Origin of the sequence: Streptomyces sp. NP160 (assembly GCF_006335115.1) — a bacterium.
Lineage (GTDB): Bacteria > Actinomycetota > Actinomycetes > Actinomycetales > Quadrisphaeraceae > Quadrisphaera.
This window is the reverse complement of the sequence record NZ_VDMJ01000002.1, coordinates 152,520-176,284: the sequence shown is the minus strand read 5'-3', so window position 1 is coordinate 176,284 and position 23,765 is coordinate 152,520. Positions and strand designations below refer to the sequence as shown.

Here is a 23,765-nt window from a genome sequence, read left to right as displayed (position 1 = left end):
GCGGTGCACCTCGGGGCAGCCGCGGGAGCCTGGACACGGACGTGTCCACGTGCCCCTGGGGACCCCGTCGGGCGCCGCGGCCCCCGTGAGCAGAGGCCCTGCCGCCCCGCTCACCGAGAGGTCCCGCGCCATGACCGCCACCCCTTCTGCCCAGCCCGCGTCCAACCCCGCGGCCGAGGGCACCGGCTACTCCACGTACGAGGACGTCCTCGAGGGGAAGTGCCCCTTCGGGGGCAGCAGGGTCGGCGGCGCGCACACGTCGTCCCCGACGCTGTCGGACTGGTACCCCGACCGGCTCCGCGTCGAGCAGCTGCACCGCGACGGCGCGGCGGCCGACCCGCTGGCCGACCTCGACTACCCGGCCGCCTTCGCCACCATCGACCTCGACGAGCTGAAGGCGGACATCACCGCCCTGCTCACCACGTCGGTGTCGTGGTGGCCCTCGGACTACGGCAACTACGCCCCGCAGATGGTCCGCATGGCGTGGCACTCGGCGGGCACCTACCGCATCGCCGACGGGCGCGGCGGTGCCGGCCAGGCCATGCAGCGGTTCGCGCCGGTGAGCAGCTGGTGGGACAACGGCAACACCGACAAGTCGCGCCGCCTGCTGTGGCCGATCAAGCAGAAGCACGGCGCTTCGCTGTCCTGGGCGGACCTCATCGTCCTCACCGGCAACTGCGCCCTGGAGGTCATGGGCTTCCCCACCATCGGCTTCGCCGGTGGCCGGCGCGACGCGTGGGAGGCCGACGACGCCACCTGGTGGGGCCCCGAGCACCTCGACATGACCGACCCCGGCTCCTACGACGACATGGTCGACCGCAGCGGCCGGTGGACCGCGGAGCCGGGTGAGCCCGGCTACGAGGTGCAGCAGCCCCTGGCCGCCTCGCACCAGTCGCTGATCTACGTCAACCCCGAGGGCCCGAACGCGGGCGGCGACCCGGCCGCCTCCGCCGTCGACATCCGCATCACCTTCGGCCGGATGGCGATGAACGACGTCGAGACCGTCGCGCTCATCGCCGGTGGCCACGCCTTCGGGAAGAGCCACGGCCAGGTCGCGGCCGACAGGATCGGCCCGCCGCCGGAGACCGCCCCCATGGAGGCGATGGGCCTGGGCTGGCACAACCCCGTGGGCTCCGGCAACGCCGAGCACACGATGACCAACGGCATCGAGGGCTCCTGGACCCCGAACCCCACGCAGTGGGACAACTCCTACCTGGAGAACCTCTTCGCCTACGAGTGGGAGCAGACCCGCAGCCCCGCCGGGGCGCTGCAGTGGACGCCGTCCGACCCCTCGGCGCCGAAGACCCCCGACGCCCACCGCGAGGGCGTCAGCCACTCGCTGATGATGATGACCAGCGACATCGCCCTCAAGGTCGACCCGGTCTACCGCGAGGTCTGCCAGCGCTTCCTCGCCGACTTCGACCTGTTCACCGACGAGTTCGCCAAGGCCTGGCACAAGCTGACCCACCGCGACATGGGACCGAAGTCGCGCTACCTGGGGCCGGACGTCGCCGCCGAGGACTTCATCTGGCAGGACCCTCTGCCCCCGCGCGAGCACCCGGTCGTCTCCGGCGCGGACGTCGACCGTCTCAAGCAGGCCGTGCGCGACACCGGGCTGCCGGTCTCCGACCTCGCCTTCACCGCCTTCTCCTCCGCGGTGACCCACCGCGAGTCCGACAAGCGGGGCGGCGCCAACGGCGCCCGCATCGCGCTGGAGCCCCAGAAGGACTGGGCGGTCAACCGCCGCACCGTGCCGGTCGTCGCCGCTCTGCGCGGCGTCGTCGAGCAGTTCAACGCCTCGGCTGCTGACGGGACCGCCCGGGTGAGCCTGGCCGACGCGATCGTGCTCGCGGGCTGCGTGGCGGTGGAGGACGCCGCCGCGGCGGCGGGGGTCACGGTGGCGGTGCCCTTCACGCCCGGCCGCGTCGACGCGACCCAGGACCAGACCGACGTCGCCCAGTTCCAGTGGCTCGCGCCGGTGGTCGACGGCTTCCGCAACTACGAGCAGCCCGACCTCGCCAGCACCACCGACGTGGCCCCCGAGCGGTTCTTCCTCGACAAGGCCGCGCTGCTCGGTCTCACCGCCCCGGAGTGGGTGGTGCTGACCGGCGGGCTGCGCGTGCTGGGCTGCAACCACGACGGGTCGTCCGACGGCGTCTTCACCGAGCGCGTGGGCGCGCTGACCACGGACTTCTTCACGACGCTCACGAGCATGGACTTCCAGTGGGCCAGGGCCGACGACACTGCCGGACGGTGCACCCGCTTCACCCTCGACGACCGCGAGACCGGCGTCCAGGTGCACACGGCGACCCGCAACGACCTCGTCTTCGGCGCCAACGCCCAGCTGCGCGCCGTCGCCGAGGTCTACGCCGCCCGTGACGGCCAGCATCGCTTCGTGCGCGACTTCGTCGCCGTCTGGGACAAGGTGATGATGGCCGACCGCTACGACGTGGACCCCTCGCACGCGCCGACCCCGCGCGTCCCGGCGGCGCTCACCGCCTGACGGCGCCTCGTGCCCGTGGTCCTCAGCGCCGTCCGCGGTCGTCAGGGGTCGTCAGCGGCGGCGGCAGCACCCGGGGCGCCCCGAGCAGGGTGGTGACCAGCACGGCCACCACGCTGCCGGCGCAGATGAGCCCGGCCAGCACGATGAGCTGGAACCGCGCCGCGTCCACCGGGCTGGCCCCGCCGAGCAGTGCGCCGATGAACGCGCCCGGCAGCGTCACCAGCCCGGTGGTGCGGGTCTGGTCCAGCACGGGCACGAGGGACTCGCGCACCGCGGCGCGCGCCACGTCGAGCACCGCCCGGCGGGGCGTCGCGCCGAGGGAGAGCCACGCCTCCACCTCGTCGCGGCGCGCCAGCAGCCCGGCCAGCAGGTGCCGTCCGGCCAGGGTGGCCGAGGTCATGGTGCCGCCCAGCACGATGCCGCCGAGCGCGACGACGTAGCGGGCGGAGAACGGCAGCACGCCGAGGGCGAAGACCACCCCGAGGACGACGACGGCCCCGGCCGTGCACGCCACCGCCACCGCGCGCCGGGCCGCGGCCGGACCCTGCAGCGGGGCGAGACGGCGCGAGGCGGTCCAGACCGCGGTGGTCAGCATCACCGCGAGCACCGCCGCGGCCAGCGCGGGAGCGTGGTCGAGCACGCCGCGCAGCACCAGGCCGATGGCGGCCAGCTGCAGCCCGCCGCGCAGCACGGCCGTCAGCGGGGCGGTTCCCCGGGGCCCCACGGCCACCCCGGCGGCGCGCAGCACCACCAGGGCCACGGCGAGCAGCGCGGCCACGCCCAGGAGCAGGCGCACCAGCTGGTCGGGGGTCACTGCCCCAGCATCGCCCGCGTGCTCCCCACCGACCGGTCGCGGGTCGGCCGCGGGTCGGCCGCGGGTCAGCCGCGGGTCAGCCGCGGGTCACCAGGCGCGTCCACGGGCCGGCGGGGACGTCGGCGTCGTCGACGAACCACCAGTCCACGACGTCGTCCTCGCCGTCGAGCTCGGAGAAGCCCAGGCACCCGTTGAGCGCCGGGCTGACGTCCATGCCCGCGCCGTTGTAGCGCCGGTTGGCCGGGCGCGCGTCGTCAGCGCCGAAGACGTAGCGGGCGTCGTCGTAGACCCCCGGGCCGGCGTCCTCGACCTGCCCGTAGCAGGTCCGCCCGTCCTTGCGCACCGCCACCCAGCGGTCCTTCATGAGCGACCTGCCGGGGTCCGCGAGCGCCGCCGCGTAGCGCGGCTCGTGCGCCCAGGGGACGACGGCGGCGCGCTGCGCGGCGGCGGAGGGGTCGTTGACGTCGTCGAAGGGCAGGTCGAGGTAGAACGGGTTCTGCCGCGGGGTCATCGCGGTGGGGAAGTAGCCGTTCGCGGCCGTCCGCCGCTCGGTGGTGCACGTGCCGTCCACCACCACGCCGTCGCACCCGCCGTAGCTGGCGAGCCAGTGGTCGTCGTAGGCGGAGAGCACCTGGCTGCCGTCAGGGGCGTCGGGGTCGAACACCTCGCCCACCCAGAACGTCGTGGCCACGATCCCGGTGTGCAGCGGGTAGCGCTGGCCGCCGGCCCGCCCCCCGGCCGTCCGGTCGGCCGAGGGGGCGGGCGAGGGGGGGCGGGACGGCGACGACGAGGCCCCTTCGATCGTCGTCGCCGTCCCTGTCGAGGTGGCTCCGGTGGTGGCCGGGGCCGGGGTGGGAGCCGGGCTGGCGCTCGGTGCCGGGGCCGGTGGCGGCGGCACCGAGCAGCTCCCCAGCGCGGCGCCCAGCACGGTGCAGGCCGTCGCGGTGCAGGCCAGCGCGGCGGCCACCAGCGCAGGGCTCGCGGCGGCCCTCACCCCTTGCCGTCGGCGCGCAGCGGCGGGACCGCCACCTGGGTGCCGGGGCGCAGGGCCTCCCCGCCGGGCAGGTACGGCTTGGCCGTGGAGTGCTGGCGCTTGGTGAGCACCGGCGGGCCGGGCGGCTGGGCCGGTCCGCCGGGCCGAGCGGACGGCCCCCCGGGCGCAGCGGTCGCGCCGGGGTCGGCGGACGGCGCCTGCCGGGCTGAGGAGCCGTCCGTCGTCGAGGTCGTCGACGTGCTGGCCGGCGGGGCCGCGGCAGCGGGACCGGTGCCCGCACGGTAGAGCGCGTAGTCGTCCGTGACGAGGGTGCCGTTGGCGATCAGCGCCAGCCCGAAGGTGACGGCCGTGGCGCCGGCGGGCACCGCCGGGGTGGTGAAGCGCGCCTGCGTCCACGTCGAGGACGCCGCGAACCACGGGCTGGACGTCCAGTAGAACCACGCCCCCGACGCGTCGCGGTAGTACAGCGCGAACTGCGAGGTGCCGGTGGAGGTGTACCAGGTGGAGACGTCGTAGGCGGCCCCCGGCGCGACGCTCGGCGCGCAGGTCTGCAGGTCGAGGGTGGGCAGCAGCTTGGCGTCGCCGCTGCTGTAGCCGGACAGCGCCAGCTGCTCGGCCCTGGAGCCGGTGCGCCCCGGGGTCGCCGACGACCAGACCGCCGTGTTGGTGCCCCACCCGCCGGGCTGGAAGCACTGCGGGAACGTCGTGGCCGCGTCGGTGGTCTCCAGGGAGTCGTTCAGCAGCGCGTTCGTGCCGGCCGCGGCCACGGGCTTGGGCGGCACCGAGGCGGCGGGGGAGTACGCGGGGTAGCTGGCGCCCTTGTACTGCCGCACCACCTGGTCGACGGTCTTCACCGACGTCTTGTTGGCGGTGGTCTTGCGGTAGCCGTCGAGCCAGGTGACGAACTGGCTGAACAGCGCCGGGGTGATGGACCTGTCGGCCGGGCAGGAGGCCGTGCCGGTGGGGGAGCACACGCGGTGGAAGGTGAGGACGACCCACCCGCCGCCGTTGTTGGCGGCGCCGGTGACGGTGCCCTGCAGGTCGGCGAGGGTCCATCGGGAGTCGACCTGGTCGGGAGCGCGCAGGTAATGCGGGTCCGCGGGCGGGAGGGTCTCGGCGCGCACGCAGCCGCCGCAGCTGAAGCGGGTGCGGGTGTCGCCCAGGCCGCGGGAGGTGGTGTACCCGCACCCGGCGGCCTGCGCCTCCACGGACGCGTTCGCGGTGGAGAACGGGTAGGCGAAGCTCGTCGGCCGGAAGCCCCAGTCCTGCAGCACCTTGCGGCCGTTGCAGATCTGCGCCTGCGCCTCGGTGGAAGCGACCTGGGTGAGGTCGGCGTGGGTGACGGTGTGCCCGCCGACCTCGTTGCCGGCGGCGGCGAAGCTGCTCAGCTGCGCCCGGGTCAGGTAGCCGCTGGCCCCGACGAAGCCGGTGGTGACGTAGAAGGTGCCGACCATGCCCTTGGAGGCCATCGTCTGCTGCGCGGTCGCCTGGTCGGCGTCGCCGTCGTCGAACGTCAGGCTCACGACCGTCGGTCCCGTGATGGCCGCCTGCGCGGCCGGGGCGGCCGCCACGGAGGCCGACAGCGAGGCGCCCAGGAGCGCGGTGACGAGCAGGGCGACCACCGCCAGCACCGGGGGACCCGTCCGGCGGGTGCTCGTGGGGCGGCGGTGTCGGTCGGTGCTCATCGTGCTTCCTCCTCGGTGAGGCGGTCGGTGCTCGGCGTCGCGGCGGGGTGGGGTGAGAGGAGCTGCGTCTCGGGGAGCGCGATGACGGCGCGGCGGGCGGGGCTGGTCCACGAGCCCGTGGACCGGGTGGTCCACGCGCGCGGCAGCGCCTGAAGCGCCACGAAGGCGTCGGTGACGCGCAGCACCCAGAACACCGGTCCGAGCCACAGGTACTGGGGGCGCCGCTCGCCGAGCGCGACGGCGCACGAGAGCAGGTAGTCGGGCAGCAGGAGGCCCACCACCACCCACGCCACGGCGCGCGTCGCGTCCACCTCGGCGGCCAGCGCGACGGCGGGCGGCCAGCCGAGCAGCGCCAGCCCCTCGGTGCCGCCGACCACCACGAGGCCCGCGGGGAGCGCCAGGAACAGGGTGCTGGCGGTGACCAGCTCGGCGAGCACCAGCCACAGCGCCACCGCGAAGACGCTGCGGCGCGGCCGGTGGCGGCGCACCGTCTGCCACAGGCCGAGCGACCACCGCTGGGTCTGCCGGACGTAGTCGTGGAAGGTGCTCGGATCCTGCGTGTACGCGCGCGCCGCGGGGGTGAAGGCGACCCGGCCCAGCCGCTGGGCGTGCAGCGCGAACGTCATGTTGAAGTCCTCGATGACCAGGCCGCGGGCGCTGACGTCGATGCGCTCCAGCGCGCGGGAGCGGTACACGCTCGCGAAGCCGGGCACGATGTGCGTGGCCGACAGGCCCCGCCAGGTCTGCCCGTACTTGAGCAGCCGCTGGGTCAGCACGTAGACGCGCTGGCGGTGCGCCACCAGCGCCGCGCCCCACCAGCCCAGCTCCTCGGGGTGCCACCGGGTCTGCGCGCACCCGGCGACGGCGGCGACGCGCGGGTCGTCCAGCAGCGGCAGCGCCACCTCGAGGTAGTGGGGGTCGAGGCGGGTGTCGGCGTCCACGACGAGCACCGCCTCGTAGCGGGAGGCCAGCGCGAACTCCCGGATGCCCAGCGCCAGCGCCTCCGCCTTGCCCACGTTCTCGGACGTCTCCAGCACGCGGGCGCCGCTGGCGCGGGCCAGCTCGGCGGTGCGGTCGGACGACCGGTCGGAGACCACGTGCACGTCGGCCGCCGGCACGAGGGCGGCCAGCGCCCGCAGGGAGTCCTCGATGACGAGCTCCTCGTCGTGCGCGGCCATGAGCACCGCCACCTGCCCCACGCGGACGCGCTGCACCGGCAGGTCCAGCGCGTCCGGCGGGCGCTGCCGGTGCAGCCGCTCGTCGCACCAGCGCAGCAGCCCGAGCAGGCCCCACAGGCTCGCGTTGGCCCCCAGCACGAGCACGACGAGGACGACGACGGCCGGGTCGAGCAGGAGGTCGGCGGGGCTCACGCCGCGCCCCCGTCCTGCGCTGCGAGGGGCGCGCAGACCAGCGCGTCGCCGCGCCGCAGCGCCTCCAGCAGCGGCCAGGTGCCGGGGTCGACGTCTCCGACGAGCCACAGGTAGACACCGCCGAGGCGCTCGCTGCGGGCCAGCGCCAGCTTGGCGGCGGTGCTGCGCCCGTCCTCGAACCACAGCTCGTGCTGACCACCGGAGGCGTCGGTGTAGGCGAGCCACGGGCTCTGCGCCTGCGCGTCCCAGCGCACGGGGGCACCGCGGTCGGCTGCGCGCACGTGCGCCTGCGCCCAGCTGGCCAGCTCGCCCCGGCGACCCTCCTGACCGGCCGGCTGGCCCTGCTGCTGGCCCTGCTGGAGCCCCTGGTGCTGGCCCTGGTGCAGGCCGGCCGGGCCAGCCCAGTCGTAGCCGTAGGTCGGCACACCCAGCACGAGGCGCTCGCGCGGCACCTGGGTGACGGCGTAGGCCACCACGCGCTGCACCCAGTCCAGCGGGGCCACGGGTCCGGCCGGGGAGGTCTCCCAGTGCCAGTCGTACGCCATGACGCGCACCTGGTCGGCGGCCCGGCCGATGGCGGCGTAGTCCTGCGCGAGGTTGCGCTGGTCGTAGCCGGCGTCGCCGTCCTTGGCGAAGACGTCGACGGCGAGCAGGCGACCGTGCGCCCGCAGCGCCGGCCCGAGCCGCGCCAGGAACGCCGAGAACGCCGTGCGGTCCGCGGCGGTCAGCTCCTCGTAGTCGACGTCGACCCCTGCGACGTCCTCGCGCAGCACGAGGTCGACCAGGGCCACCACGTGCCGGTCGCGCAGGTCCGGGTCGTGCAGCACCCGCTGGGCGAGGGCGGTGTCCCAGGAGCCGTCGCGGGTGTTGGTCACGGCCGGCAGCACGTCGACCCCCGCGCGGTGCAGGCGCGCCACCTCGGCGCGCGCGGCGACGGGGTCGAGCCCGCCGCGGAGCGCGACGCCCCCGTCGGCGGTCATCTCGTACAGCTGCGGGGAGGCGGTCGTGAAGGCCGCGGCGTGCTGGGCCACCGCCGCGCTCCCGGTGGCCGACCCCCACACCGGCAGCGACGCACCCACCACCGCCGCCGCTCGGCCGGCCGCCGCGCCCGCGCCGCCGCCCTCGCCCGGACCGCGCGCGTCGGGGCGGTCGGGCGGCGCGGCGCGCACCACGGCCAGCGCCACGAGCAGCACCAGCACGACGACGCCGGCGGCGGTGGACAGGCCGCTCACCGCGCGCCGCCCGCCGTGGTGCGGCTCACGCCAGTGCGGGCGCGGCACCGGCCCGCTGCTGCTCGCGCAGGTGCTCCGCGACGTCGTCGACGATGTCGTCGAGCCGGCGCCACGGCCGCCAGCCGATGAGGGCGGCCACCCGGTCGCAGTTGGGCACCCGGCGCTCCATGTCCTCGTAGCCGGGGCCGTAGACGGCCTCGTAGTCGAGGTGGACCACCCCGCTGCTCGACCCGGTGCGCTCGATGACGCGGCGGGCGAGCTCGTTGACGGAGACCTGCTCGGGGTTGCCGATGTTGAAGACGTGCCCGAGCGCCGCCGGCGTGGCCATGAGCCGGACGAGGGCCGGCACGACGTCCTCGACGTGGCAGAAGCAGCGCGTCTGGGTGCCCGTGCCGTGGACGGTGAGGTCGGCGCCGGCCAGCGCCTGGGCCACGAACCGGGGGACCACCATCCCGTAGCGGCCCGTCTGGCGCGGCCCGACGGTGTTGAACAGGCGGACCGTCACCGCCCGCAGGCCGCGGTGCTGCACGTGCAGCGCCACCAGCGTCTCGTCGAGGGCCTTGGCCTCCGCGTAGGACCAGCGGCTCTTCTGCGGGGACCCCAGCACGCGGTCGTCGAACTCGCGCAGCCCCTCGGTCGTGTTCTTGCCGTACACCTCGCTCGTGGAGGCCAGCAGCAGGCGCGTCCCGTGACGGGAGGCGGCGTGCACCACCGCCTCGGTGCCGTGCAGGTTGGTCTGCAGGCTCTCCAGGGTCTTCTGCTGGATGGTGAGGACGCCGACGGCGGCGGCCAGGTGGTAGACCTCGTGGGCCTCGGCCACCAGCTCGTCGACGAGGGCGGCGTCGGTGATGCTGCCCACGATGACCCGCAGGTGGCGGCGGTCGACGTGCTCGAGGTTGTCGAGGCCGCCGGTGCTGAGGTCGTCGAGGACCACCACCTCGTGGCCGTCGCGGCAGAGCCGCTCCACGAGGTGGGACCCGATGAAGCCGGCTCCGCCGGTGACCAGGGTGCGCACGGTCGTTCTCCTTCGCGTGGGGGGCTCGGGCTCGGGGGCTCAGACGACGTGCCGCTGCGGCGCGGCGGCGAAGCGGTAGGTGGCGTCCAGCACCAGGGGGTGCGCGGAGACCCACGACAGGTCCGCGCCGGGGTGGACGGTGTGCAGGAGCAGGAGGTCCCACTGCTCCTGCGGCGCGTCGGTCGCGGACGCGAGCACCCGGCCGTCGGGCAGGCGCAGCTCGGGCACGAGCGGGTCGTGGTAGGCCACCACGGCCCCGCGCTGCTCCAGCCCGCGCACGATCTCCAGCGCGGGGGTCTCGCGGACGTCGCGCACCCCCGGCTTGTAGCTGACGCCGACGACGAGCACCCGCGCCCCGGCCAGGCCGCGCCCCTGGTCGGAGAGCACCTCCACGGCGCGCGCCACCACCTCGTGCGGGCGGTGCGCGATCGACGTCATCGCCTGCTCGATGAGCGGGGTGGGCGTGCGGTGCAGGCGCATCTGCCACAGCAGGTAGTGCGGGTCGCAGGGGATGCAGTGCCCGCCGACGCCCGGTCCGGGGTAGGCGGCCAGGAACCCGTAGGGCTTGGTGGCGGCGGCGTCCGTGACCTCCACGGCGTCGAGGTCGAGGGTCCTGCAGATGCCCGCCACCTCGTTGGCCAGCGCCAGCACCACCGCGCGGAAGGTGTTCTCGTAGAGCTTGGTCATCTCCGCCGCCTCGGCGGAGCTCACCGCGTGCACCGAGCTGGTCAGCCGGCCGACGAGGTCCGCGGCGCGCCGGGTGCACTCGGCGGTGGTGCCGCCGACGACGCGCGGGGTGCGGCCCTGCTCGTGCTCGACGACGCCGGGGTCGATGCGCTCGGGGCTGAAGGCCACGTGCAGGTCGCGGCCGGCGACCAGGCCCCTGCGAGCCGCCAGCGGCGCGACGAGCAGGTCGTGCGTGGAGCCGACGTAGGTGGTGGAGGTCAGCACCAGCAGCTGGCCGGGCCGCGCCCAGTCGACCACCGCGCGGCACGCGCTCTCCAGGGGCCCGAGGTCGGGGCTGAGGTGGTCGTCCACGGGGGTGGGCACGCAGATGATGACGGCGTCGGCCTCGGCGACGGCCGTGGGGTCGTCGCCGACCGAGAAGCCGTCGGAGGCGAGTGCGGCGTGCAGGTCGAGCAGGTCGGAGGGCAGCAGGTCGACCTGGCCGCCGCGGACGGCCTCCAGGCGCCGGCGGCTCACGTCGACACCGCGGACGGCCACGCCGCTGCGGTGCAGCGCGAGGGCTGTGGGCAGGCCGACGTAGCCGAGGCCGACCACCGCCACGGAGCGCAGGCCCGGCTCGGCGTCAGCCGGCGGCGCCGGGGAGAGGAGCTCGGGCGGTGCCGCGGTCTCGGGGGGCACGGCCGAGGAGGGGGCCGCGGCGAGCTGGTGCGGGATGGTCGAGGTCACGTCTGGCTCCAGGTGTCCTGCGCCGGAGGTCCGGCGGGTCGGGAGGGTCGTGCGCAGCGCCCGGGCGGTCCGCGCGGCGGTGCCGCGGGCTGGTGCTGGGTCGGTGCAGCAGGGACGGGCAGGGGCCGGGCAGGGGACGGGCGGAGACCGCGGGGTCTCAGGCGGGGCGGGGGCCGTGTGGTCTCAGGCCGGGCGGGTGCGCCTCGTCGTCGTCGTCGTCGAGCGCTCGGGCGGCCCCGGGTGGGGCGTGCGCGCAGGCGGTCGTCATCGCGTCACGCCCCCCCGGGTCTCGAGCGCCGAGGTCACCGGCGCTGGCGAGCGCTGACGCTAGGAGCGGAGGAAGTCGTGGGCACAGAGGCCAGCAGCCCTTGCGCCGGAGGACGGCAGGGGCGTACCGCGCGCGGGGAGGGTGGGTCAGGTGCTGCTGGTCGTGAGCGGGGCCCACCACAGCAGCCGGGTCCCGCCGCCGCGGCGCGGGCGCACGTCCATCGAGCCGCCGCGGCGGGTCGCGCGCTGCTGCAGCCCCACCAGGCCGCTGCGCGCCGTCCCGGGCTCGACGCCGGCGCCGTCGTCGTCGACCTGCACCACCACGGCGTCGCCGCCGCTGACGGGGTCCTCAGCGGTCGCGTCCACGGTGACCAGCAGGTGGGGCGCCTGACCGTGCCGGACGGCGTTGCTGCAGGCCTCGCGGACCACGGCCAGCACGTCGGTGGCCAGCGCGCCGGTGACGAGGACGTCCACCGCGCCGCTGGTGCGCACCGTGGTGGAGGTGCCGGGGAGCTCCTCGGCGAGGTCGAGCAGGCGGCGCCGCAGCCCGCCGCCGGGGCCGCCGGCGACCTGCAGGCCGAAGATGGTCGTGCGGATGTCGCGCACCACCTCGTCGAGCTGGGCCACCACCCCCGACAGGCGCCCTGACAGCACCGGGTCGCGCGCCTCGTCCAGGTGCGCGGTGGCGGCCTGCAGCGACAGGCCGGCCGCGAAGAGCCGCTGGACGACGTGGTCGTGCAGGTCGTGGGCGATGCGGTCGCGGTCCTCCAGGACCGCCATCCGCTGGGCGTCGGCGTGCAGCGCGGCGTTGGCCACCGCGGTGCCCGCGACGGCGGCCAGGGCCTGCGCGACCTCCTCGTCCTCGGCCGTGAAGCGACCGCCGTCCCGGTCCGGGCGCTTCTCGGTGAGGTAGAGGTTGCCGAAGACCTGCTCCCGCACCACCACGGGCACGCCGAGGAAGCTGCGCATGGGCGGGTGGCCGGGCGGCAGGCCGACGGCGGAGGCGTCACGCGTCAGGTCGGTGATGCGCAGCGGCCGGGGGTCGTCGATGAGCCTGCCGAGCACTCCGCGCCCCTCGGGCAGGTGCCCCACGGCCGCCACCTGGGCGGGGTCCATCCCGGTGTGGACGAAGCGGGACAGGCCCCGGCCGTCGGGGGAGATGACCCCGAGCGCGCCGTAGCGGGCACCGACCAGGTCGGTGGCGGCCTCGAGCAGGTCGTGGAGCACCGCGTCGACGTCGAGGTCGCTGACGCGGACCACGGCGTCGAGGAGTCGGCGGAGCCGGGCTTCCACGGCCGCCACCCTGCCACCGGGGGGCTGCTGATCGGCAGTGCGGGACTTCAGGCCCTGGTCACGGCCGCACCGGCGGCCCTAGTGTCCGGGACGTGGGGGACAGTGGTGTTGCCGACGCGCCCGTGCGCGTCTTCCTGGTGGACGACCACGAGGTCGTCCGCCTGGGGGTGGCCGCCGTCCTCTCGACGGACCCGGGGATCACCGTGGTGGGGGGCTCCGGCACGGCCGCCGGAGCGCTGGCCCGCGTCCCCGCCCTGCGGCCCGACGTCGCCGTGGTCGACGTGCGCCTGCCCGACGGCGACGGCGTCACCCTCTGCCGCGAGCTGCGCGAGCGGGTCCCCGGGCTGCGCGTGCTGGTGCTCACCAGCTACAGCGACGACGAGGCGCTGCTCGACGCCGTCATGGCGGGAGCGTCGGGCTACCTGCTCAAGGACGTGCTGGGAGCCGACTTCGTGGCCGCGGTGCGCACGGTCGGCTCCGGCGGCACCACGCTCGACCCGCGGGCCGTCTCGATGGTGGTGGAGCGGATCCGGCGCGGTGAGCCGGCCGGTGCGCTCAGCGGGCTCAGCGAGCGGGAGCGTGAGGTGTTCGCGCTGATCGGGGAGGGCCTGAGCAACCGGCAGATCGGCGAGCGCCTGTACCTGGCCGAGAAGACGGTGAAGAACTACGTCTCGCACCTCCTGGCCAAGCTGGGCCTGGAGCGCCGCACGCAGGTGGCCGTCCTGGCGGCGGAGCTGCGCGGGGCGCCGGTGCGCACCCCCTGCTGAGTGCGGCTCACCCGCCGGCGCGCGGCGTCTGCACGAGCCGGCGCCCGCTCAGCACGCGCACCGCGACGGAAAGGTAGGTCGCCGTCGCGGACGAGACCCACGGCACGAGGCCCTCGTCGCGCAGGCGTGCCGCCAGGTGGGGGTCGTCCACGAGCTGCGCCGGTCCCACGGCGGTCACCGACCACCCCGTCCTGGACTCCTGGTCGGTGTCGTCCACCTCGAAGGCGACCACGCACCCGCGCGCCGCGGTGGCGACCTGGCCGCCCGAGGCCAGCGCCAGGACGACCGCCTCGCCCACCACGGCGTAGCTGACGGGCGCCACGGCGGGCAGCGCCCCGTCGGTGTAGACCAGGCGGCCCAGGCGGCCGGAGCGCAGCAGCGTCCAGCACTCGCCGTCGTCCAGCACCACCAGCGAGCGCCCGGAGGGCGGACGGCCCGACGACGGCTGCTGCCGGGCCGTCGGCGGACCGGTGGGCTCCATGGGCGGCAGTAGACCCCGAGGGCTCCGCCGGGCGCCAGAGGCGATCGTCCCGGGCGCTCCCGGGAGGGGGTCGGGTGCGTCCTGGGCGCTCAGGCGACCTCGAGCAGCTCCAGCAGGTCGGCGGTCCACGCCGCGAACTGCGTCAGGAGCGCCTCGTCCGCGTCGCCGAAGGGGGCGTCGAAGCCGTAGCGGAGCATCGCCGTGCAGCCCACCAGGCCCCCGTCGGAGGCGAGCACCGGCGCTCCCATCATGGCGCGCACCGCGAAGCGCTCCAGGTGGGAGGCCTGGACGGGAGCCGCGTCCGCCAGCCGGCCGCCGACGGGGATGTGGTACCGGACGGGACGGTGCTCCCGCAGCACCGGTCTCCACAGACCGCTGTCGGCCACGGCGGTCGTGCGGTGCACGACCTGCCCGATGGCCTCCCGCACCTCGGCGTCGGGGTGGTACCAGGCCACGGGCTCGAGCCGCTGCCCGTCCGCGGACAGGCGGCGCAGCGTCACCGCCTCCGCGCTCGCCAGCGCCAGCTGCTCGACGAGCTCCTGCAGCACCCGCCGCAGGCCGGTGTCCCGGGTGGAGCGCACCCTGCCCGAGAGCCAGTCCCGCACCGTCGCAGGCCCCATGCCGCACCTCCGCCGCCGGTCCTCGCCGCGACCGTACCGGCGGTGGTCCCCGACCTGCACGCCACTGCCCGCCGCGCGGGGACCCGCCGGCACCAGGTCCGTCCGGAGGCGTTGCCCTGGGCAGCCGTGGCGCGGCACTCTGCCCTCGTGGACGGCACCGGGGCTGCGTCCGGCGGGCTGAGGCTCGTCGTGCTCGGGGGGCTGCTCGCCCAGCGCGACGGTGTCGACCTGGACCTCGGCGGCCCGCGCCAGCGCTCGGTGCTCGCCCGTCTGGTCGTGGCCCGCGGCGCCGCGGTGGCCGCCGAGCAGCTGGCCGACGACGTCTGGGACGGTCGTCCGCCCCCGCGCGCTGCCGGGGCGCTGCAGTCGTACCTGTCGCGCCTGAGGCGGGCGCTGGACCCGCACCGCGCCGCTGATGCGCCGGGGGCGCTGGTGCGCACGCCAGTCGGGTACGCGCTGCGGCTGCCGGAGGAGGCCGTGGACCTCTGGTGCTTCGAGCGCCTGCTGGGCCGGGCGGCAGCGCTCCCCCTCGTGGACGCGGTGCCGGTGCTCGAGCAGGCGCTGGCGCTGCACCGGGGCCCGGCGCTGCAGGAGTGGGCGGGCGTCCGCTGGGCCGAGGCGGAGTCCGCACGGGTGCGCGAGCTGCACTCGGTGGCGCTGGAGCGGCTGCTGGCTGGCCGCCTCGAGCTGCCCGGCGGCGACCGCGCCGCGCTGCTCGTTCCGGAGCTGGAGCAGCTGGTGGCCGTCGAGCCGCTGCGGGAGGAGCGGTGGCGCCTGCTGGCCCTGGCGCTGTACCGCAGCTCGCGCCAGAGCGACGCGCTGCTGGCGCTCGGCCGGGCGCGGCGGCTGCTGCGCGAGGAGCTGGGGGTGGACCCCAGCCCGGCGCTGCGCGAGCTGGAGGCGGCGGTCCTCGCGCAGGACCCCCGGCTGGCGCCCCCGGTCGCCACCTCCGTCCCGTCGTCCGCTGTCGCAGCGGCGTCGCCGGTCGCCGCGGCGCCGCCGCCCGCAGCGGCCGCGCGGGTCGCGCTCCTCGCCGAGCGCGACGCCGAGGTGTCCCAGCTGCTCACGGCCCTCGGGGACGCCCTCGAGGCGCGCGGCGGGACGGTCCTCGTGGAGGGGCCGGCCGGCATCGGCAAGTCGCGGCTCCTGGACGAGGCGCGCAGGCTCGCAGCGGCGTCCGGCGCCGCCGTGCTGAGCGCCCGCGCCAGCGCCCTGGAGCAGGCCTTCGCCTTCGGCGTGGTGCGCCAGCTCCTGGAGCCGCAGCTGCTCGACCCCGGCGAGCGCGCCAGCCTGCTGCAGGGCCCGGCGGCCGGGGCGGCCTCCGTCTTCGGCGCCCCCCTCGACCACGACCCCCAGCAGCTCCCGCAGGCCGGTGAGGGCGCCTTCGGCGCCCTGCACGCCCTGTACTGGCTGGTCGTCTCCCTCGCCTCGCGCTCTCCGCTGGTGCTCCTCGTCGACGACCTGCAGTGGGCCGACACCTCCTCGGTGCGCTTCCTGGCGCACCTGGCCCACCGGCTCGAGGGCCTGCCCGTGCTGCTGGTCGCCGCCGTGCGCACCGGCGAGCCCGGACCGGGTGCGCCGCTGGTCGCCGAGGTCGCCGCCGGACCCAGCACCACCGTGCTGCGCCCCGCGCCGCTGAGCGCAGCGGCCGTCGCCGAGGTGGTGCGCGAGCGCCTCGGTGAGCCCGACCCCCTGTTCACGCGGGCCTGCCAGCGCAGCACCGGCGGCAACCCGCTGCTCCTGCGGCAGGTGCTGCGCGCGCTGGAGGCCGACGGCGCCCGCCCGGACCCCGCCCACGCCGACCGCGTCGTGGCGATCGGGTCACGGGCCGTGGCCGGTGTCGTGCTGCTGCGCCTGTCGCGCCTGGCGCCGGAGTGCGGGCGGCTCGCCCGCGCCGTCGCCGTCCTCGGGGACGACAGGCCCCTCGCCGCGGCGGCGGCCCTGGCCGGGCTCGAGCTGCGCGAGGCGGCCCTGGCCGCCGACGCGCTGGCCGCGGCCGAGATCCTGCGCGAGGGCCACCCCCTGGCCTTCGTGCACCCGCTGGTGCGCGAGGCGGTCTACCGGGGCGTCCCCGCCGGGGAGCGGGCGCTGGCGCACGAGGCCGCCGCACGGGCCCTGGGCTCCCACGGCGCCGACGTCGAGGAGGTGGCCGCCCACCTGCTCCTCGCACCCGCGCACGGGAGCCCCGGCTACGCCGCCGTGCTGCGCCGCGCCGCGCGGGTCGCGGCCGACCGTGGCGCGCCGGAGAGCGCGGTGGTCTACCTGGTGCGGGCCCTGGAGGAGCTGCCCGAGGGACCGGAGCGCACGGCCGCGCTGCTGGAGGTGGGCAGCCTGGAGCAGCTGACTGACGGCCCCGCCGCCATCGCGCACCTGGGCCAGGCGCTCGAGGGCGCCCGAGACCCCGCCGAGCGCGCCCGCACCGCCGTCCAGCTGGTGTTCTCCCTCGTCATGGCGGGTCCGCGGGGCCAGGCGGTGGAGGTGGCGCGCGCTGAGCGCGACGCCGTCCCCGAGGACGAGGCGGAGGAGCTGCGCGACGAGCGGCAGGCGCTGGAGGCCCTCGCGCGCATCGCCTCCTTCATGCACGGCTACGAGGCGGCGTGGTCCGGGGAGCCGCTGCCCGCACCGGTCGGCGGGGGACCCGGCGCGCGCATGCTCGCGGTGGCCGTCGCCTGGGAGCTCTACGTCACCGCGGCCGACCCGGCCCGCTGCGCGCAGCTGTGCCGCTGGGCCCTCGAGGGCGACGTGCTCACCGCCGCGGACCCCGGCCTGCTCTGGGTCGTCGCCGTGCTCGCGCTGGAGCTGCTCGGTGAGGACGTCGACGCCGTGTGGGACGCCGCCCTCGAGCGGGCCCGCGCGCAGGGGTCGGTCATCTCCGCCATGGGTGTGCTCCTCTGGCGGGGCCGCGCCCGCTGGTCCGCCGGTGACCTGCGCGAGGCCGAGCACCTGCTGACCACCCACGACGAGGTCGGGACGCGCTGGGCGCCGCGCGCCATCGGCATGACCTACGGCGAGGCCTTCCTCGTGGGGGTCGAGCTGGACCGCGGTCGCGTGCAGCGGGCGCACGAGCTGCTGGTGTCCACGCAGCACGGCGCACGGATGGGCGACGGCACGCACTTCCGCACCGAGGCCGAGGCGGCGGTGCTCCTCGCGCAGGGGCGCGCGGCCGAGGCGCTGGCGCTGCTCGCCCCGCTCGCCGAGCGGCCCCCCGTCACGGTGCCGGGCTGGTACGGCTGGCGCCCGCTGCGGGCCCGCGCGCTGCTGGCCCTCGACCGCCGCGAGGAGGCCGCCGCCGTGCTCGAGGAGGAGCTGGCCCTGGCCCGGGCGTGCGCGTCGGTGCGCTGCGAGGGGCAGGCGCTGCGGCTGCTCGCCGAGACCCGTCCCCCGTCCGACCACGTCGGGGACGACGACGAGGACGGCCGCGAGGCGCTGCTGCGCCGGGCGGTCGCCGTGCTCACCCCCAGCTCGGCCCGCCTGGAGCTGGCCCGCGCGCAGGCGGCGCTGGCCGCGGTGGTCGGGTCCCGCGACCCGCAGGAGGCTGCGGCGCTGCGCTGGTCGGCGCTCGAGCTCGCGGAGGACTGCGGCGCGGAGGCGCTGCTCGACGAGCTCCGCTCCCTCCTGGGTGCCGGCTCACCCCCTCCGGCGGGCGCCGCGCTGCCGCGCCCTCGCAGCCACCGCCGCCTGTCGTCCACCGAGCAGCGCGTGGCACAGCTGCGCGCCGAGGGGGTGGACGTCAACGGCATCGCCGCGGCGCTCTTCCTCACCCCGGCGGCCGTGCGCGGACTGCTGGAGCAGGTCAGGAAGGCGCTGCGGGTGGAGGCCGACGACGAGCTGGCCGCCGTCCTGCCGCGCTGAGCGCAGCGCCCGGCGGTCTGGCCGGGCCGGTCCCCGCACGCCGGCTGCAACGGTTCCGCAAGGCCGCTGCAACGCCCGGTCGAGAGCGTCGGGGCACCAGCCCGCCCCCCGCCCGAGGAGCCCTCCGTGACCGCCACCGCCACCGTCACCGCTGCCAGCCCTGCCGCCCCTGCTGCCCCTGCTGCCCCCGTCACCCCTGCGAGCGCTCGTGACGGTCTCGAGGTCCTGCGGGGGCTGTGCGCCGGCGCGGTGCACCTGCCCGGCGACGAGCGCTACGACGACGCCCGCCGCCCGTGGAACCTCAGCGTCGACCAGCACCCCGCCGCGGTCGTGCACCCCGCCTCCACGGAGGAGGTCGCCGCGGTGGTGCGGGCGGTGCGGTCCCTGGGGCTTCGTCTGGCGCCGCAGGGCACCGGGCACTGCGCCGGGGCGCTGGACGACCTGCGCGACGCGGTCCTGCTGCGCACCTCGGCGCTGACCGGCGTCGTCGTCGACCCGGAGGCGCTCACCGTGACGGTCGGCGCCGGCACGCTGTGGGACGAGGCCGTCACCGCCGCCGCCGCCCACGGCCTGGCGGTGCTGCACGGCTCCTCCCCGGACGTCGGGGTGGTGGGCTACTGCCTGGGCGGGGGCATCGGCTGGTACGCCCGCTCCCTGGGGATGGCCGCGCACAGCGTCGTGTCCGCCGAGGTCGTGCTGCCCGACGGGTCCGTGGTCGTCGCGGGCGACGGTGACGGCGAGGACGCCGACCTGCTGTGGGCGCTGCGCGGAGGCGGTGGCTTCGGCGTCGTCACGCGCATGACGGTGAGGGCGTTCCCCTTCGCCACCGCGGTGGCGGGCCTGCTCGTGTGGGACGCCGCGCGCGCCGAGGAGCTGCTCCCGGCGTGGGCCGCCTGGGCCGCCGACGCGCCCCGCGAGGTGACGACGTCGTTCAGGCTGCTCCGGCTGCCGCCGCTTCCGAGCGTGCCCGAGCCCTTCCGCGGGCGACACCTCGTGGTGGTCGACGGCGCGGTGCTGCCCGGCGCCGGGCTCAGCGGGCCCGAGCACGCCGCGCGCGTCCTCGCGCCGCTGCGCGCCCTGGGGCCGGAGGTCGACACCTTCGCCGAGGTCCCGGTGGCCGCGCTGACCCGCCTGCACATGGACCCCGAGGGCCCCACCCCCGCGGTGAGCCGCTCGGCGCTCGTCGACGCCTTCCCGCCGGAGGCCGCCCGCGCCTTCCTCGACGCCGCGGGACCCGGCTCGGGCACCGCGCTCCTGGCCGCCGAGGTGCGCCAGCTCGGGGGGCGCCTCGCCGACCCCTCCCCGGACGCGGCGCTGTCGCACCTGCGGGGAGCCTTCCTCGTCTTCGGCGGTGGCCTCGCGCTCGACGACGAGGTCCGGCGCGCCGGGCACGCGAGCGCGACGCGGCTGGTCGAGGCGGTGGCGCCCTGGGCCAGCGGCGCGGCCTACCCCAACTTCGTCGAGGAGCCCGCCGACGCCGCCCGGGCCCACACGCCCCGGGCCTGGCGGCGGCTGCAGGCGCTCAGGGAGCGCTACGACGCCGCCGGCCTCGTCGCCGCGGCACACCCGGTGACCCCGGCCGGGTCCTCCGCGGGCGCCGTGGACGCGCAGGCCCAGCGATGAGCGCGACCGCGGTCGGGACCGCTGCTGTCCCTGCCCCTGGGGACCGGGGGCCCGGGCTCCCCGCGCCGTGGACGGCGCGGGCGTTCGCGGCGGTGGACGCCCACCTCACCGCCGAGATGGCCACGCTCGACAGGTCCGGCACCCCCGTCGCCTGGCCGGTGGTGGTGCTGCCCGACCCGACGACGGGGCACCTGACGGTCACGACGTCCATCGGCCTGCCGGTCAAGGCGCTCAACGTCCGCCGGGACGGCAGGGTCTGCCTCCTCTTCTCCGACGCGACGGGGTCGGCCGACCCCGGCGCGCCGCAGGTGCTCGTCACGGGACGGGCGACGTGCCCCGACGTCGTCCACGCCGACCCGCGCGGGCTGGAGGAGTACTGGCGGCGGCTGTTCGTGCGCCAGCCCGCCGGGGAGTCGAACAGCGCCCGCCCGCTGCGCCGCCTCATGGGCTGGTACTACCTGCGCCTGGTCATCACGGTGGTGCCCGACACCGTGGAGGTGCGGCCCGCCCTCCCCGTCGCGTCCGCGTCCGCTCCGGTGGCGCCGGGGACCCGCCGGACGCGCTCGAGGCGCCGGCGCGGTGGCACGCCCGAGGAGCAGCTGCGCGCCGTCCTGGTCCGCGACGGCCACCGCACGGCTGTGCTGTCGTGGCCGCGTCCCGACGGGGCGCCCCGCTCGGTCCGCGTGCTCCTGCCCGAGGGACCCGCCGGCGGGGGCGCCGGAGGGGGTCTGGTCATCACCGTCCCGCAGGACGAGGACGTGCAGGAGGGTCCCGCCACACTGCTCGCCCACTCCCACGACGAGCTGCTGTGGAACCAGCGCGTCACCGGCGCCTGGGGCACCGTCCGGCGCACCGGTGACGGGTGGCGGTTCACCCCGGAGCGGCTGGCGGGGGAGTTCCCCACCTCGCCGCTGGGCGTGCTCGCCTTCGCCCGCCGGTCCCGGGCCACGGCGCAGCGCTACCTGCAGCGCCGTGGCCTTCCCCGACCGGCTGTGGCCTGGGACGAGTACGAGGCCCTCCACGCGGTCCGTCCGGCGCGTGGCCGCCGCAGCTCCCCGGCGTGGGTCGACCCCCGCGAGCACCGCGAGCCCTGGGTGCGCTGAGCACCGCGAGCCCTGGGTGCGCTGAGCACCGCGAGCCCTGGGTGCGCTGAGCACCGCGAGCCCTGGGTGCGCTGAGCACCGCTAGCCCTGGGTGCGCTGAGCACCGGAGGTCAGGGGCTGCGGCGGTCAGCCGCGCTGCTCCGCGAGGTGCCGCGCGCCGCCGTGCCCGGGCCGCCGTCGTCCTCCAGCAGCGCGGCGAGCCTGTCGAGGTCCGCCCGGACGAGCTCGGCGTCGGCGCGGAGCTCCTCCTCCGTCACGCCGGTGCGGTGGAAGAGGGTGAACACCACCTCGCTGCCGGAGTCGTTGGCGAGCACGCGCAGGGGGTTGTGCACCACGGTGCCGTCGGGCAGCGTCACGTCGTGGTCGAGGACGCCGGCCTCCAGCGGCCCCGTGAAGGCGACCTCCACCGGTCCCGCGGGCGAGTCGGTGAACCACCGCCCGTCCTCCTCGCGGATCCCGGTGGCCAGGCCGGCGGCCCAGCGGGGCAGCTGGGCGGGGTCCCCGGCGAGCGCCACCACGCGCTGCGGCGGCGCCTCGACGGACCGGCTGATGTGCAGGGCTGGCCAGACCACGCGCCGGAGCGTAGGCGCGCCTGCGCCGGGGAGGAAGCCCGCTCCGGAGGCTGATCCGGGTGGGCGGGACGTCGCCGGACGCACGCGTTCCTGACGCGCGGTGACCAGGGCGGTCCACCACGTGGCCGGGCGTCGACGACGCCTGCGTCGGGCGCACCGGCCCCCCGCGCGAGCGACTACGTTGGTGACCATGTCGACCGCAGGCCTCTCCGCGTTCACCGCGTGGTCACCCCTGCGTCCCGTCGCGCGGGCACCGCGCACCGCGGACCGCTCGCGAGACGCCCTCGCCTCCGGCAGCGCCCCCGCGGGTGCGGCGCGGTCCGGCGGGGAGCTGCACACCGTGGCCCTCGAGGACGAGCTGGTCGAGCAGGCCCGCGAGCTGGCCGCCCGCCTCCTGGCCACCGTCGACGACGACGGGCGCCGCTGGCGCCACACGCAGGCCGTGGCCGAGCGCGCCGCCGAAGGCGCGGCCGCGGTGGCTCCGGAGCAGGTGAACCTGCTGCTCGCCGCCGCGTGGCTGCACGACGTCGGCTACGCGCCGGCGCTGGTGCAGACCGGGTTCCACCCCGTCGACGGGGCGCTGCACCTGCAGCGCAGCCTCTGGCCCCCGGCTCTGGTGGGCCTGGTCGCCCACCACTCGGGAGCGCGCCTGGTGGCCGGCGTCCGCCAGCTGGGCCACCTCCTGGACCCCTTCAGCAGGCCCGGGTACTGGTCGGGCCCGGTGGCCGACGCCCTGACCTGGGCGGACCAGACCACCGCTCCGGACGGCCGGCGGGTCACCGTGCACGAGCGCATCGCCGAGGTGCTCGAGCGCCACGGTCCCACCAGCGCGCAGGTGCGCTGCCACGCCCAGCGCGGTCCGCTGCTCATCGGGGCGGTGCGGGCCACCGAGGACCGGCTGCTCCTCGCCCGCGCCGCGCGGACCAGCGCCGGCTGACGGCGACGCGCCGGGCGGAAGTTTCGGCCCGGTGAACATCCAGCGCTTCCGCAGGCGGCCGGCAGGTGGGGCCCGCACGATGCAGGTGTGACACCTGAGGGAGGCTCGCCGGTCGAGCGCGCCGACCCCCTCGCCGTCCTGCGGCGCTGGGAGGCGCAGCAGGGCCGCCGCCTGGTCGACCCCTCGCTGGCGGCCTGGGACGACCTCGACAGCGAGGCGGTGCTCAGGGCCCGCAGCGCCTGGGGCCCCGCGGTCCCCAGCGGCACGCGGTACTGGTCGCGGCGCCGCTACCTCAGCTTCGGCCCGGACGGTGCTCCGGAGCGCCTCATCGAGGTGCAGCTGCTCTCGGCCCACCAGCCGTCGCTGAGGGCGCGCCACTCCGACCTGCTGGTGGCGGGTTCGCTGGGCGAGTGCTTCTGGGTCTACGCGCTGACGAGCACGTCCGGCGGCGACGTCCACCTGCGCACGCTGCAGGACCCGGCCGGCTCGGCCTGGGACCCCGCGGCCCCGGGCGGGGCCGCCAGCGACCACGACCCGCTGTGGGTGCTGCCGCTGAGCCGGGTCAGCGCTCGCCCGGTGCTCCTGCGCGCAGCCTGACGGCTGCGTGCGCGTCCGGCGGGACGGGGTCAGGTGGTCCGGTCCTGCGCGAGCACCTGCTCGCGCAGGACGTCGGCGTGCCCGCAGTGGTGCGCCAGCTCGCGCAGCACCTGCAGGAGCACCCACCGCACGGTGCGGGGACCGGCCCGGTGCCCGGTGACGACGTCGTCCAGGCCGTGCTCCGCGAGCGCGGCGCGTGCGGTGGCGCAGGCCGCGCGGTGCGCCTCGAGCACGGAGGCGGCGGTGTCGCCGTCGTGCAGCTGGAAGCTCTCGTCGGGGGTGGTGACCAGGCCCAGGGCCGTGCGGGGCGTGCCTCCGATGCACTCCTCGAACCACACGCGCTGCATCCACGTGACGTGCGCGAGCAGCCCCAGCAGCGTGGTGGCCGAGGGGACCAGCCGCCGGCGGACCTGCTCGGCGTCGAGGCCGTCGAGCGTCGCCTCGACCGCGGAGCGGTAGTGCTCGAGGAACGCGGTGAGCTGGGTGCGCTCGTCGGCGAGCGGCACGGCGAAGGGGTCGACGGGGGGCTCGTCCGGCACCGCCCCAGGCTGGCACGGACGGTCTGCCGACGGGGGACCGGCTGGACGGCTCGCCGGTCGTCGACCTGGGGCCGCTCGAGGGACCGCG

19 protein-coding genes are annotated in these 23,765 nt (G+C 76.8%); 7 read left to right on the top strand and 12 right to left on the bottom strand.

Features of this window, described 5'->3' with window-relative positions; genetic code table 11:
• Positions 1 to 130 precede the first annotated feature (130 nt).
• Positions 131 to 2,503 carry a catalase/peroxidase HPI gene (gene katG, locus FHN55_RS01060; protein WP_139709891.1) on the top strand — a complete coding sequence of 791 codons (2,373 nt, stop codon included), beginning with the start codon at positions 131 to 133 and terminating at the stop codon, positions 2,501 to 2,503.
• 22 nt (positions 2,504 to 2,525) lie between these two features.
• Here the strand turns inward: katG and FHN55_RS01055 are convergent, their stop codons facing one another.
• The 8 genes from FHN55_RS01055 to FHN55_RS01020 all read right to left on the bottom strand — a co-directional run bounded on the left by FHN55_RS01055 (position 2,526) and on the right by FHN55_RS01020 (position 12,586).
• Positions 2,526 to 3,317 (bottom strand): ABC transporter permease, encoded by a 792-nt coding sequence (locus FHN55_RS01055; protein ID WP_218974231.1) that lies wholly within the window; start codon positions 3,315 to 3,317, stop codon positions 2,526 to 2,528.
• A gap of 76 nt (positions 3,318 to 3,393) precedes the next feature.
• The gene (locus tag FHN55_RS01050; protein WP_139709889.1) at positions 3,394 to 4,311 is read right to left on the bottom strand and encodes a hypothetical protein; all 918 of its coding nucleotides are present in this window, start codon (positions 4,309 to 4,311) and stop codon (positions 3,394 to 3,396) included.
• On the bottom strand, positions 4,308 to 5,996 hold the full coding sequence (locus FHN55_RS01045) for a polysaccharide deacetylase family protein (RefSeq protein ID WP_139709887.1): 1,689 nt from the start codon (positions 5,994 to 5,996) through the stop codon (positions 4,308 to 4,310). The genes FHN55_RS01050 and FHN55_RS01045 overlap by 4 nt, the downstream gene beginning before the upstream one ends.
• Positions 5,993 to 7,366 carry a glycosyltransferase family 2 protein gene (locus FHN55_RS01040; RefSeq protein WP_218974230.1) on the bottom strand — a complete coding sequence of 458 codons (1,374 nt, stop codon included), beginning with the start codon at positions 7,364 to 7,366 and terminating at the stop codon, positions 5,993 to 5,995. The genes FHN55_RS01045 and FHN55_RS01040 overlap by 4 nt, the downstream gene beginning before the upstream one ends.
• A complete protein-coding gene (locus FHN55_RS01035; RefSeq protein ID WP_139709885.1) occupies positions 7,363 to 8,646 on the bottom strand; it encodes a glycosyl hydrolase family 18 protein in 1,284 nt (427 codons plus the stop codon). Before FHN55_RS01035 ends, FHN55_RS01040 begins: the two co-directional genes overlap by 4 nt.
• Positions 8,624 to 9,613 (bottom strand): NAD-dependent epimerase/dehydratase family protein, encoded by a 990-nt coding sequence (locus FHN55_RS01030; protein ID WP_139709883.1) that lies wholly within the window; start codon positions 9,611 to 9,613, stop codon positions 8,624 to 8,626. The genes FHN55_RS01035 and FHN55_RS01030 overlap by 23 nt, the downstream gene beginning before the upstream one ends.
• 39 nt (positions 9,614 to 9,652) lie before the next feature.
• The gene (locus FHN55_RS01025) at positions 9,653 to 11,026 is read right to left on the bottom strand and encodes a nucleotide sugar dehydrogenase (RefSeq protein ID WP_257570599.1); all 1,374 of its coding nucleotides are present in this window, start codon (positions 11,024 to 11,026) and stop codon (positions 9,653 to 9,655) included.
• Between the two features lie 414 nt (positions 11,027 to 11,440).
• The gene (locus tag FHN55_RS01020; RefSeq protein WP_139709881.1) at positions 11,441 to 12,586 is read right to left on the bottom strand and encodes a GAF domain-containing sensor histidine kinase; all 1,146 of its coding nucleotides are present in this window, start codon (positions 12,584 to 12,586) and stop codon (positions 11,441 to 11,443) included.
• Positions 12,587 to 12,678: 92 nt separating this feature from the next.
• On the opposite strand from FHN55_RS01020, the gene FHN55_RS01015 reads away from it, so the two are divergent.
• Positions 12,679 to 13,353: a response regulator transcription factor gene (locus FHN55_RS01015; protein WP_139709880.1), complete on the top strand. Its 675-nt coding sequence runs from the start codon at positions 12,679 to 12,681 to the stop codon at positions 13,351 to 13,353.
• Between the two features lie 7 nt (positions 13,354 to 13,360).
• On the opposite strand, the gene FHN55_RS01010 is transcribed toward FHN55_RS01015, so the two are convergent.
• Positions 13,361 to 13,834: a pyridoxamine 5'-phosphate oxidase family protein gene (locus FHN55_RS01010; RefSeq protein ID WP_139709878.1), complete on the bottom strand. Its 474-nt coding sequence runs from the start codon at positions 13,832 to 13,834 to the stop codon at positions 13,361 to 13,363.
• 89 nt (positions 13,835 to 13,923) lie between these two features.
• Entirely contained in the window at positions 13,924 to 14,454 is a 531-nt protein-coding gene (locus FHN55_RS22455; RefSeq protein WP_180357554.1) for a GAF domain-containing protein, read from the bottom strand.
• Between the two features lie 147 nt (positions 14,455 to 14,601).
• On the opposite strand from FHN55_RS22455, the gene FHN55_RS01005 reads away from it, so the two are divergent.
• The 3 genes from FHN55_RS01005 to FHN55_RS00995 all read left to right on the top strand — a co-directional run bounded on the left by FHN55_RS01005 (position 14,602) and on the right by FHN55_RS00995 (position 21,032).
• Positions 14,602 to 18,306: a BTAD domain-containing putative transcriptional regulator gene (locus FHN55_RS01005; RefSeq protein ID WP_180357553.1), complete on the top strand. Its 3,705-nt coding sequence runs from the start codon at positions 14,602 to 14,604 to the stop codon at positions 18,304 to 18,306.
• A gap of 126 nt (positions 18,307 to 18,432) precedes the next feature.
• Positions 18,433 to 19,929 carry an FAD-binding oxidoreductase gene (locus FHN55_RS01000; protein ID WP_139709875.1) on the top strand — a complete coding sequence of 499 codons (1,497 nt, stop codon included), beginning with the start codon at positions 18,433 to 18,435 and terminating at the stop codon, positions 19,927 to 19,929.
• Positions 19,926 to 21,032 carry a pyridoxamine 5'-phosphate oxidase family protein gene (locus FHN55_RS00995; RefSeq protein WP_139709873.1) on the top strand — a complete coding sequence of 369 codons (1,107 nt, stop codon included), beginning with the start codon at positions 19,926 to 19,928 and terminating at the stop codon, positions 21,030 to 21,032. Before FHN55_RS01000 ends, FHN55_RS00995 begins: the two co-directional genes overlap by 4 nt.
• Before the next feature lie 110 nt (positions 21,033 to 21,142).
• On the opposite strand, the gene FHN55_RS00990 is transcribed toward FHN55_RS00995, so the two are convergent.
• Positions 21,143 to 21,604, bottom strand: a complete 462-nt coding sequence (locus tag FHN55_RS00990; protein WP_218974229.1) for an SRPBCC family protein — start codon at positions 21,602 to 21,604, stop codon at positions 21,143 to 21,145.
• A 190-nt stretch (positions 21,605 to 21,794) separates the two neighbouring features.
• On the opposite strand from FHN55_RS00990, the gene FHN55_RS00985 reads away from it, so the two are divergent.
• Both FHN55_RS00985 and FHN55_RS00980 read left to right on the top strand, forming a co-directional pair.
• Positions 21,795 to 22,541 carry an HD domain-containing protein gene (locus FHN55_RS00985; protein WP_139709871.1) on the top strand — a complete coding sequence of 249 codons (747 nt, stop codon included), beginning with the start codon at positions 21,795 to 21,797 and terminating at the stop codon, positions 22,539 to 22,541.
• A gap of 87 nt (positions 22,542 to 22,628) precedes the next feature.
• On the top strand, positions 22,629 to 23,138 hold the full coding sequence (locus FHN55_RS00980; RefSeq protein WP_139709869.1) for a hypothetical protein: 510 nt from the start codon (positions 22,629 to 22,631) through the stop codon (positions 23,136 to 23,138).
• Positions 23,139 to 23,167: 29 nt separating this feature from the next.
• On the opposite strand, the gene FHN55_RS00975 is transcribed toward FHN55_RS00980, so the two are convergent.
• On the bottom strand, positions 23,168 to 23,677 hold the full coding sequence (locus tag FHN55_RS00975) for a DinB family protein (protein ID WP_139709867.1): 510 nt from the start codon (positions 23,675 to 23,677) through the stop codon (positions 23,168 to 23,170).
• Between the last annotated feature and the right edge of the window lie 88 nt (positions 23,678 to 23,765).